1 protein-coding gene is annotated in these 12,793 nt (G+C 45.8%); it reads right to left on the bottom strand.

Annotated elements, in window-relative coordinates; genetic code table 11:
• Window positions 1-31 precede the first annotated feature (31 nt).
• The gene (locus tag MY9_RS09425) at window positions 32-12,793 is read right to left on the bottom strand and encodes a type I polyketide synthase (RefSeq protein ID WP_014664047.1); all 12,762 of its coding nucleotides are present in this window, start codon (window positions 12,791-12,793) and stop codon (window positions 32-34) included.

Genomic DNA, 12,793 nt, shown 5'->3' with positions numbered 1-12,793 from the left:
TTCTCCTGATCTGAAGGCATCAAGAATTTCTTTATGATTCATACGATTTACTCCCTTCTATGATGTTTTGCACACTCTTAAAATCCAATTTCCCTTGCGCCACCTCTTGCATCAATCCGATGATTTGCTCGTCTGTATACGTGCCCGTTGTTTGATGTGCTGCGCTATGATTTTGTTTTTCAGCCTTTGAGGCCAAATGGTTAGATAGAGCTTGCACTGTCTGACATTCAAGGATTTCTCGGCCGGTCATCTTCAGCTGTGTGGTTTTTTCGATATGCCGCATCAATTTTCGGCCAAGAATTGAATCCATCCCATAATCCAGAAAATTTCTATTAAAATTGATTCGATCCTCAGATATGTCCAACTCTCGTGCTAAAAATTGAACAATGATCTTTTGAATATGGGTTTCCCCACTCATATATTGTGAATGCTGTTTAACGGCCTCAGATTGCTGAGTGCCTGACGAAACCCAATACCGCTCCCTTGCAAATGGATAACCAGGTAAAGAAACCATCCGTACGTCATCGCCATCATGAAGGAGTTCCCAAGGAATCTGATATCCTTTCACCCAGCGTTCCGCAATGTTTTCCAAATTTCTTTCTTTTGCGAAAGCTTGCAGAGCTTCCTGTTCTTCTAATATCCCTTCTGTATATCCTGTATAAAGGGATCTCTGTTGGCCCGATACCCCACCATTCTTCATTGCTTCTGCATATTCCTTCAATTTTCGCACCAATTGCTCCTGATTGTTTACAACGATCGCGAGCCTTGCTTCCATGGCTTTCCTCCCAACCTGAAGCGTATATGCCACATCAGGTAAAGAAAGGTTGTGATTCTGCTCCAGATACGCAATCATGCGGCAGGCAGCATCCTGAAGCCGATCGTCGTTTTGGGCTGAAAGCACGATGACCTGCGATGACTCATTACGCCGCTGCGTGAAAGGCTGATCATCTTGGATGTATTCTTCAATGACTGCATGCGCATTGGTGCCGCTGATTCCCGTCGTGCTGATCGTTCCCATCCTCGGCTTCTGATTATTCCTGATCCATGGACGGTTTTCTTTGCAAAGCACAAACGGGCTTTCTTTAAACGGAATATACGGGTTTTCCGATTCACAGTGATGAGTAGCCGGGATGATCTGGTTTTTCATAGCCATCAGCATACTGATTAAAGCTACCGTTCCTGACGCTGCAAATGTGTGTCCGATTAAAGGTTTAATTGAGCTGATCATACAGAATTGCTTCTGCTTCGTATATTTGCTGAACACGTTCGTTAAGGCTTGGACCTCAAGCGGATCACCAATATTCGAGCCGGTACTGTGCGCCATCACATATTGAATATCGAGCGGATTGATTTCATTTTTTTCATAAATGTTTTCGATCAATTCTGCCTGGCTAAAAGGATTTGGCGCAGTAATGCCGTTGGTTTTACCATCGTAATTCACGCCGCTGGCCTTGATGCAGCCATAAATATGGTCTTTATCTTCAATTGCCTTTGATAATGGTTTCAAGAGAACAGCAGCCACCGCTTCACCTGGCACAAGACCATTGGCATTCTCGTCAAATACTTTGCATTGTCCATTCGGAGACAGCATTTCGGCTCTTGTCAGCGCCTCAAAAGACATGTGAGAAATATTCAAGCTGACGCCGCCGGCTAAAGCCATTTCACAATCCCCCTGACGCAGAGCTGAACATGCCTGGTGAATCGCCACAAGTCCAGATGAACATGCTGCTGTCAACGCCATATTAGGCCCTTTTAAATCCAATGCGTACGCAATTCTCGCAGATAATGTGGCGTTTTGTGTTCCATTAATGTAATCCGTATCTCCTGTTAAATGCGCATATTCTCCTTCTTCCACACCTACATAGACACCGCAGGATTTTCCTTTTATCCGGTCTCCCATATAGCCGGCGTCTTCAAACGTGCGCCATGCTTCCTCTAGAAAAATGCGCTGGCGCGGATCCATGCTTTTGGCTTCTTTAGGCGATATTTGAAAAAACAGCGGATCAAACCGGTCTATGTCCTTCAAAAATGCGCCCCACCTTGGCACTGCTTTTTCTGGATCTCCGTTCGATCCCCCACAGTCCATGCGTTCGTCCGGGATGTCAGAGATACACGTTTTTCCGTTTTGCAGATTATCCCACAGCTCATAGACCGAATCAGCTTGAGGGAACCTGCCGCTCATGCCGATAATGGCGATCGGCTCATTGTGACCCTGTCCGTTGCTTTTTTTACTGGTTTCTGCTTCGGGAACTACAGGATTTGCAGCAGGAGCTTCTATGGACTTTTGCGACTCAGATGCATCATCCCGGTAAAATGCTTCAATCAGCTCTTTATGATCCGTTAAGAAAAAGCCGATCAATTCCTGTAAAGTCGAATAGCCGAAAAATAAAGCCGGTGTTACTTCGATGTTGAAATGCTTTGATAACACATTCGAAAATTTAGCCAAATAGATTGAATCAAATCCGAAGTCAGCCCAATTTTTGTTCACATTCAGCTTGTCCTTTGAAATCTTAAGCAATGTGTGGATATGCTCTTTCAAATCGTGTTCTAACCGCTTTTCAACGCTTAGTGTTTTTACCTCATTGTTTTTTTCTTGTACGACAGGGACTTGAGTGGCCGGTTCTGGAATTACTGGTTCAGTCATTCCTAAAAATCGGCTGACACGGCTTGGTTGACCGGCTATCACGAGGTGCTGAGCATCCTGCTGAGCTAGAATTTGCTCAAACATACGGATGCCTTCCTCGGCTTCTAGGAAGCGTTGGCCGCTTGATTTCAGGTACATATCAGTTGTTTCTTCATCACCGATTTTCATTCCGCCATCTTTCCATACAGGCCAGTTGATGACAAACGTATTGCCGCTATGCAGCTGGTTTCTGTATTGTGCGTAAGCCATCTGAAATCGGTTGCCAATCGCATAATCACAACATCCAAAATCCCCCAAAACCGCCGAAGAAGAAGAAAAATAACACATAAAATCAAGGGCTTCATTTTTAAGCCATTCATCAAGCGCTATCGTTCCGTTGATTTTCGGTTCAATGACGTGCTGAAAGCTTTCGATCTTTTTGTCAAAAATAGCAGAGTCGCTCTCAATTCCGGCTGCATGAATAACACCGTTGATTTCACCGAATCGGTCTTTCCCTCTTTTTACGCAGTCTCCCATCGCGATAGGGTCAGATACATCTGCTTCTGCATACATCGCTTCGCCGCCTAGATTCTTTAATTCTTTTATTTTCTTTTGTTTTTCTTCATTGAAAGGCGACCGCCCTGTCAAAATCAGGTTTGCGGCATAGTTTTTAGCCAAATGCTTGGCGAATAAATAGCCGAGCCCTCCTAACCCGCCTGTAATCAGATAAGTCCCGCTAGATTTTAATTTGCTCTTGTTCGGTTGTAACGTTGTCCGTTCTATGTGACTTACATACCGTTTCCCACTTTGATACAAAACGGTTTGTTCTATTGAAGCCTGTAATTCTGTCCACATATTACGTGCCCAATCATCCATCGATCCTTGATCTGCCGGCTGAAAGATTCCAGTCACTTTTGTGTGCGGAAGGACAAGCCCGAGCGATCGTTCGAAACCAATCCATGATTCCAGATAGCTTCGGTCAAGGCCATTTTCAAAACAGCCTGCCAGCATCAGCCGTAAAGGATGCAGCTTTGCTGCGGACATACCTTGTAATAAATAGACAAGACAGGAATGGTCCTTTATACAGCTCTTGTCTTCCGCAGGCCACATATAGAGAATTGCATCTGGCTCTCCATGTTCTTCTTTAATGCTCTGGAAGGCCTTTTCAAAAGTAACGGGTTCTTGCCGCACAATCTGGTAGCTATATTCAGACTGTTTGCTGTACACCTCACCCTGCGAAATAAAAATGAGCTTGGTGTCTTGATCAACGTTTTTCAGGGCTGAAGCAAATGCGTTTTGCTTTTCTCTTTCAGTCAGAAAACAGATGAGCGTTTTGATACGTTTCGATGTGAGAGTCGCCGGCTCTTCTTTCCACACTTCTTGAAACGTCATAACCTCGAAAGGTTCTTCTCTTTGCTGATCAAGATTTTTTTCTATAGGCGCCGGGGCCTTTGCCGAGCCTGGTGCCCAATATCGTTCTTTTGCAAATGGATATGCCGGGAGACTGATCCGGACAGGCGTTTGGGTGCCGTACAGCATATCCCAGTCGAAAGACAAGCCTTTCACCCAAAGATCCAGCAGTTTTGTGAATTTCCCTTTGCTCATCCATGCTTCTATGATTTTTTCCGTATCCTCATCCGCTGATAAGACTGCTAATGCTTTTTTGTTATCATCAATGCGATCCAGATACAGGCTATCTGCTTTGTTTTCGATAAAATCGTTCAGCTTTCTCTCAAGATCCTCTAGTGATTCCGCTATAAAGGCCAGCCGTTCCTCCATTGCTTCACGTCCCGTTTGCAAGGTATAGGCGATTCTAATCAGATCTGATTCGTGGTACCTTTTTTGTTTGACGGCTGTGAACAGCTGTTCCGCTCTTTCTTGCAAACGTTCCATGTTTTTGGCCGACAGCACAATCAGCGCTGGGGGATGGTCTTCCGGCGTTTGCACTCCCATTCTCGGAATATATTCTTCCAGAATGATATGGGCATTGGACCCTCCGGCGCCAAAACTGCTCAATCCGGCGCGCCTAGGCACCTCTTGTCCGCCAATCACCGGGCGTTTCCATTCACCAAGCTGCTGCTGAACGACAAATGGAGTATGGCTGAACTCAATGTTCGGATTCAACCGCTGAGCATGCAATGATGGCGCAATTTGTCCATATTTAAACTGAAAAAGTATTTTTGTCAGCCCTGCAATTCCGGCTGCACTTTCACAATGACCGATGTTTGATTTGCTGGAGCCGATCGCGCAAAACTGTTTCTCCTGCGTATCTTCCTCAAATGCTTTTGTTAAACCCGCTATCTCAATCGGATCTCCTAATGTGGTGCCTGTTCCATGCGCCTCCACATAACTGATGGTTCGGGCAGGAATGTTGGCGCGCTCCATTGCATCTTTAATCACCTGTGCCTGTGCATGAGGATTTGGAACCGTGTATCCATTTGTTTTTCCTCCGCTGTTAACGGCACTTGCCTTTATCACACCGTAAATATGGTCGCCGTCCGCTATTGCTTGCTGCAGCGGCTTTAACACAATCGCGCCTACGCCTTCACCGTCGACAAATCCATCTGCATCAACTCCGAATGATTTACATGTATCACTAGTAGAGAGCATATTCATGACAGATAAGTTCTGATAGTGAACCGGGTCGACGACTAAATTGACACCGCCGGCAATGGCGCAATCACTCGATCCGCTATAAATGCTTTCCAGCGCTAAATGAATCGCTGTCAGAGAGGATGAGCAGGCTGTATCGACGGCAAGGCTCGGGCCTTGGAAATTCAGCAAATAGGATATTCTGTTGGCGATAGACCAATAGCCGTAGCCTGTCGGATAATTTTTGTTCATAACTCCGGCAAAGACGCCGATTTTTCTGCTTGAACTGAGCGAGTCAGGCGTGTATCCCGCGTCTTCAATACTTGCATAAGCGGTTTGCAGAAATAATCTCTCCTGAGGGTCCATTCGTTCTGCTTCAAGCGGCGAAATCTGAAAGAATAATGGGTCAAACTTGTCCATATCCTTGATAAATCCGCCCCATTTCGTATAAATCGATCCTTCTTTTCCTTTTTCTTTATCGTAATAAGCTTTCCAATCCCAGCGTTCTTTCGGAATTTCCTCAATACAATTTCTTCCTTCTTTTAGGTTGTTCCAAAAGTCTTCTGCTGTTTCCGCCTGAGGATAGCGTCCGGAAATGCCGATAATGGCAACGTCACGGCTTGCAAGAGTGTTTGTCGGTGTTTCTTTTTCCCTGGTGAAGCCAAGCTTGCGATAGCGCCGTGTTCTTTTAGCGGCCCCATCAGGTTTCTGTGAAGATTGGGTTCTGCTTTCGGCCGGTGTCTGTTGTTGAACTTGACGGTCAAGACCTGTTAATTTCATCAGCGCTTCTGTTTTTGTTTTGATGAAATGCTCCACTAATGCGTCAATGGTCTGGTACTCGAAAAATAGAGTGCTGCTTACATGGTCAAATTCTTTACGCAATGTATTCGTCAGCTGGACAACAACGATAGAATCAATGCCATACTTTTCAAGCGGTTCAGATGACTCAATCTTACCTGCAGGAATTTTCAACGTTTCTCCGATTAGTTTTTTCATATAATCTGTGCTTTTTTCTCTTAGAAGAGCATGTTTAGATTGTCCTGCTCTCTCTGAATCTATGGATTGAATGCAGGCTGGCTCCTGATTAGGCGCTTGTGAAACATCCTTCTCCGGCAAAAGCTCATTTTTTATTATACGGCGAACCAGCCCGTTGCTTGAGGCTGCGACGATTTGGTGACTCAGATCATGGGCTTTCTCGGCTGGGAAAAAGACAGATTCAAAGCCTTCGCTTTCGAGTGCCGCTTTCCAGCTGTCAGGATGTAAGCCTGGACAGCCGGGAATCCGCACTGCAGGATCTTCATACAGCCACCAGCCTTCCAATAGACCAAAGGTGATGTGAGGAAACAGGCTGTTTCCCGCCATTTCATTCAGCAGCAGCATTCCGTTGTTTTTCATCACTGCTTTTGTATGCCGCAGGGTTTGACGGATATTTTTTGTCGCGTGAAGGACATTAGCCGCAATGACGACATCATAGCCGCCAGCCTCGATTTCCTGCTGGTCAACCGGTTTTTCCACGTCAAATAGCTGATACGTCAGATACGGATTTTCCGCCCCATATTCCTTTTCTGCATGCAGCAAAAATGCTTTCGACAGATCTGTATAGCAGTATTCGTTGATATGCTTTTGATATGGTTTCAGTTTTTCAAAGATTCCGGCACTCGTGCCGCCTGTGCCTGCACCTATTTCCATAATGCGAATTGATGCCTCAGGATCTTGCTTCAGACGTTCATCCAGATAAGCTAATAATGTATCGGCAAGCACTTTATTAAAATAGTCTGCCACTTGGTTATGCTTATAAATGCCTTCCACCAATTCCATCGAGGATTGCGGGAACATGACATCTGTTGCCGGGACTTTCCCTGTCAAAATATCCGGCAGTGCTTTTAGCATGGCCTCTGCTAAGACAACCATCGCCTTTGTCTCGCTGTCTTTGAGCCACTTTTCTTTTTTGGCGTTCCATTCTTGCCAAAGCAGCTCGATATCCTCTGCTTGAACCTTCCCCACCAATGAATCTCCATCTTTCTTAAGATAGCCATGCTGCAAAAGAAATTCGCTGCTTTGCCGAAGCCATTTTTCATAAAATTCACGAGTTTTGTATTGTCGAAGACGTTCAACCGATAATGTATGACCATCAAACAGTTCAGCCGTTTGCAGCTGTCCTAACAACAGCCTGTAAAGAAGATCGTCTAGTTCTTCATGTGTTGCTCTTTGTATTCGTCCCGTTTTCGGCAGACGCTCCATCAGGCTCTCTGCATCTGCTGAAGGTTGCTCGGGATATAGAGTGATGCATTCATTCTGATTCACGCCTTCGACTGCTACAGGCTTTGTCGTATGAATGAAAGCCGTTTGGCCGACTGGCCCAGAAAGCAGTACGTCCAGCGCCTTCATTGCTTCCGCAGGCTCAATTAAACCTAAGCCGATTTGATTCATAAGCTGTACATAATGTTCATCCTCAGCCGCTTCACTATTCCCCCAATATCCCCAGTTCATGACTTTTACAGGGCATGCCCAGCTCTGGGAAAGCTGGTGAGCAAAAGCATCTGCAAATGTACAGCCAGAGGCATAATGGCTTTGCTTCACATTTTTGATATGTGCCACAAGCGAAGAGAAGAATAAAACAAAATCTACATTCTCCCGGCGGAACACTTGGGCCATCCGAATACTGACATCGATCTTCGCCGCAAGTCCGGCGGTGAATTCTTCAAACGTCATATTTTCCAGGCTTTGTTCAAATAAAACCATCGCAGAGTGAACAATCCCGTGAATATGAGGATGGCGTTTTTTCACTTGATCATATGCCTGCTGCAATGAATGCTTATCGGCAGCATCGGCTGCAATATAGAAAGGCTCAGGGCCAAGCGCCGAAAGACGGTCTATTTTCGACTGGATGGCAGCATTGATTTGACTGCGTCCAATCCAAACGATCTGCGCCTGGTAGCGGCGGATCATGTACTCACTCCATGCCTCTCCAATGTACCCGGCGCCTCCAATGACCACATACACCCCGCCTTTTCGATAAAGCGTGTCATTTGCCAGTGAGTGCCGATACGGGATCAATTGCTGCTGATGCCATTGCTGATTCCGATAGGCCCAAGCGTGTCCAAGACGGTCAGCAGGGAGCGTAAACATTTGATATACAGGCCATGTGCAGTCTTTTTCCAGATCAAGAAGGCGGATTTTCCAATGAGGATATTCCTTTGCCATTGTGCCGGCAAGTCCATGAATGCTTGCATGAGCTGGTTGTACTGTCTCATGTTGCGTAACCGGCTGCGCTTGGATTGTCACAAGAGACCATTCAAGTTGTTTCTCGCCATAGCCTAATTGCAGGCAAGCTTTCACAAGCTTAAATAAGTGAAGAACAGCTTCTCCTTGTCTATCACTATTCTCCAGGTCTGACGGAGCAATCCACAAGACATGTTCAATGCTTCCGTACGTTTGCAGTTTGTCCGCTATTGCCTCAATGTCATCTGCAGGGCGGATATCGACAAAGGAAATTTGCGGATAATGCTGCTTTATGAAAGTCCGATCAGCTTCAGCAGCTCCGCATAAAACAGCTCTTGCACCAGCAAACGAAGCATTATCCTCCGCTTCTGGAGAGACTGGTTCCCAGACGGGGATCATCATCGTATGCCCGGTCAGCTGAGAAGCAGTTACTAGTTGAGGCCTTAAATGCCGCTCTCCATCAAGCGCCCGCATTGAGGCACCTTTCATTCGCACACAAACATTTCCGTTCTCATCGCATAAATCAATATCATACTTTCTGACGTTGTCCTCCGCTTTACTGTCTGAACTGTATCGAATATAAGACCATATCTCCTCTGGACACGGGCTGAAAATATCAACCTCTTGCAACGCAAATGGAAGAGACAGCGTCTGCGCTTGTCCAGCGGCATTGACTGAGCTAACGATAAAACCGACTGTGGCATGGAACGCGGAATCCATTAAACTCGGGTGGAGCGCAAAATGCTGCTTATCGTTTTTTAGAAAAGCGGGTAGCGAGATTTTTGCAAGCAATTGATCTTTGCCGACATAGATTTTTTCAATCCCTTGATAGCCCTTTCCATAGTCAAGCCCAATCTTTCGAAACGCTGCATAGCATTGTTCTGACGTCACTGTGTCCAGACTGCATTCTGTCTGTATTGATGATAGGTTTAAAATGGAAGTATCCGCTTCATCTGAAATGACTGCGCGGCCTTGGCAGTATATCGTCATGGTTTCCTCTTGCTCAGAGCTGCTGTAAATGTCAAAGGAAATGTCTCCGTTATCCTCAGGATAAAGGCCAATATGTATTTCTTTTGGGTCATTTTCTATCGTGATAGGGCGTATCCACACAATGTCTTTAAGCGACACAATTCTTTGTTCGCCGTCCAGGTCGCCTGCAGCTTTTTCCGCTGCTTCCCTTGCCATTTCTAAATAGGCAACGCCAGGCAAAATCTTCTGTCCCTGTACAACATGATCAGACAGGAAAAATTCCTTGCCTGTAAATACAGAGCTAAAGCGCTGCTCAGTAAAGTCTGATGTATTGCGGTGCACCAGCGGATGTAAGATGTGATTCACAGAGCTGGTTTTCGTTTCAGGAGCTGGGATCCAGTAGCGTTCCCTTGCAAACGGATAGGTCGGAGCACTGATTTTAAACGGCTTGCGATCGCCGTATAGATCGTCCCAGGTGACCCGCTTTCCTTGAACCCATGATGTCGCCATTTCCTTCATTTCACTGTCTGTGATCAAATTGTTATTCAGTGCATTCACCGACGTTGATCCAGCCGCCATTTGATCTTCTTTGGCTTGTCCGGTCCAGCAGCCCTCGATCTTTTCTTCGCCATTGGCAAACGCCTGAAGTTTAGCAGCTAAATCTTTTTTGTCTTTTGCGAAGAAAGCTGCGCGCTCCTCCATTTCAACCCGTCCTGTCTGCATGGTATAAGCTAACGCTATAAGATTGACGTCCTCGCTAAGAAAATCCAGAAGTTTAAGTGCGTAAGCCTGCAGACGATCTTTGTTTCTCGCGGACAAAGGTATCACTATTCCTTCATTTTTCGTTAAAATCGTCTCTGAATGGCTCTCTGCCGGAATATATTCTTCCAAAATAAGATGCGCATTTGATCCTGAAGCACCAAACGAACTTAAACCTGCGCGGCGGGGAAATGTGACGTCCATCCCGTTTTCTTCAAAAGATGGCTGCTCCCATTCCTTTGTTTCATGCTGAACAAAAAATGGGGTTTGATCGAGCTGCAAATAAGGATTCAGCTCTTCTGAGTGTAATGACGGCACCAATGTTTTATGATGCAGCTGCAGGACTGTCTTCGTTAAACCGCTAATGCCGGCTGCCGCTTCAGCATGGCCAATATTTGATTTCACAGAACCGATTGAACAGAATTGCTTGTCCTGCGTATTGCGGCTGAAAGCTTTTACTAATCCTTGTATTTCAATCGGATCTCCCAATGAGGTGCCCGTGCCATGGGCTTCAACATAGCTGATGGTGCGCGGATCAATTCCTGTTTTTTCTAGACATGCTTCAATCACATCAGCTTGGGCTACCGGGCTCGGTACTGTAATTCCGCTTACTTTTCCTACATGATTTATCGCACTGCCTTTGATGACAGCATAGATTCGGTCACCGTCTTGTTCAGCTTTTCGCAGCGGCTTTAGCAATACTGTGCCGACACCTTCTCCAGATACGTAGCCATCCCCGCCTTTGCCAAAAGTATGGCAATAACCGTCACTTGAGTGCATCCCTACACTGCCATAGCTGATATATTTAGCCGGATGCAGTGACAAATTGACGCCTCCGGCAAGCGCGGCCTCGCATTCTCCATTCCGGATGCTCTCTATTGCCAAATGAACCGCAGTTAATGAGGAAGAGCAGACCGTATCCACCGCCATGCTTGGGCCGTGGAAATTACAATAGTAAGAAACCCTGTTGGCTATTTGCGCGTAATTCAGCGATAAAGGAAATGGATTGTTTTCTGATAGAGCTTCCGCCCCTATAAGCGAATAGTCCTTATGCATAACACCGGCAAACACTCCGACATGCTGCCTTTTATTTTCTCCCTTTGGCGAAGCAATTGTCTCAGGTGTATAACCCGCATCTTCAATAGCTGCCCAGCACGTCTCTAAAAATAACCGCTCCTGAGGGTCCATCATTTCCGCTTCACGAGGAGAGATTCTGAAAAATTGAGGATCAAAGCAATCAGCTTCCTCGATAAACCCGCCCCATTTCGAGAGCGGCTTGCCTGCAGGGGAATCCAGACCATCGTTTTCTTTCCATTCCCAGCGTGAGTTCGGGATCTCTGTGATGCAGTCGGTACCAGCTTTAAGATGTTCCCAAAATTCCTGAATGTTTTTTGCCTTAGGATAGCGGCCTGCCATCCCGATAATGGCAATGTCCTCCCCGAGCTCCATTGAAGAGGCAGCACCTTCTGAATAATCCTTCTTTTGTGAAGGAGATTGGCGGACAGCATCGTCCGCCTCTCTAATTGAATAGTGATCAGCAAGATGTGCAGCCAGTTCTGCAATTGTTGTGAATTCAAACAGCAGTGTTGGAGCAAGATCCGCTCCAACCTTATCTCCAATTTCCTGAACCACTGTAAGCAACGACGGTGAATCCAGACCAAGCTCATAGTACCCAGCGTGGATATCCATTTGTTCTGCCGGCCTTTCAAGCTGCCCAGCAAGCAATTGACGCAAATACGTTTCAAATGCGTGATAGTCTCGACTGGTGTGCTGAGAGACAGCGGCTCTTTCTTCTTGAATTTCTTTTGCAGAGTGAAAGGCTGACCCATTCCGAACAGACTTGCCTGCAAACTGTCTCAGCTCGGCCACTTTTTGTCCTGATGAATTAAAATATTCAATCGTCATATAAGTGAGCTCTTTCTTCTGGCGCACAGATGAGGAGAGGATCCGTGCTGTACATCCTTTTTGCAATCGTTCTGAAGCTGAAAACGATTCATAACACAATGGCAGATACATCGTTTGATCTGAGAGCAGGCAGCTTGACCCTATACCGCTCCCGTCAATGAGCGTGGGATGAAACAGAAAAGCATCAGAATGGCGCAGCGCCTCCTGTCCGACTGCTAAATCAATTACAGCACCCTCTTTGGTCTCATAAATCTGCCCTTCCGCCTTCATCATGCCGGTATGCACTAATTCTTGAGATCGGCATTGTTCATATATTTCATCTAAATTCAGAATCCTGTCAGCTGTACGTTTCCACTGATTAAGGTCTATTGATTCTGCAAAAGCGGTTTGCTCTTTACGCTGCATGTCAGCAGTCACATATTGTCTCTTGTCAGATAGCGACTCTCCATGCTGTTTTTGTCCGTCGATGATAATGGACCATGACCCTTCCTTTATTTCAGACACGTGAATGGTCAGGGCAATGTCATATGACTCATCTGCGATCAAAGGGTTAAAAATGGTCAGGTTTTTTAATTCAAGCTCTTGGTATGCATAACCATGTTCTTGGAATACTTGATAGATCAAATCTATATAAGCAAGGCCGGGTAATAACGCTTGTCCATATACCTTGTGGTTGGACACGATTGGATTTTTTAATGAAATGTGCAGTTGTTCAGTTATCAT

Source organism: Bacillus sp. JS (assembly GCF_000259365.1).
Lineage (GTDB): Bacteria > Bacillota > Bacilli > Bacillales > Bacillaceae > Bacillus > Bacillus stercoris.
This window is presented reverse-complemented; position numbering and strand designations above follow the sequence as displayed.

Coding starts and splice junctions, on each gene's coding strand:
- MY9_RS09425 (WP_014664047.1), bottom strand. CDS start 12,793: ATGATAACTGAACAACTGCACATTTCATTAAAAAATCCAATCGTGTCC.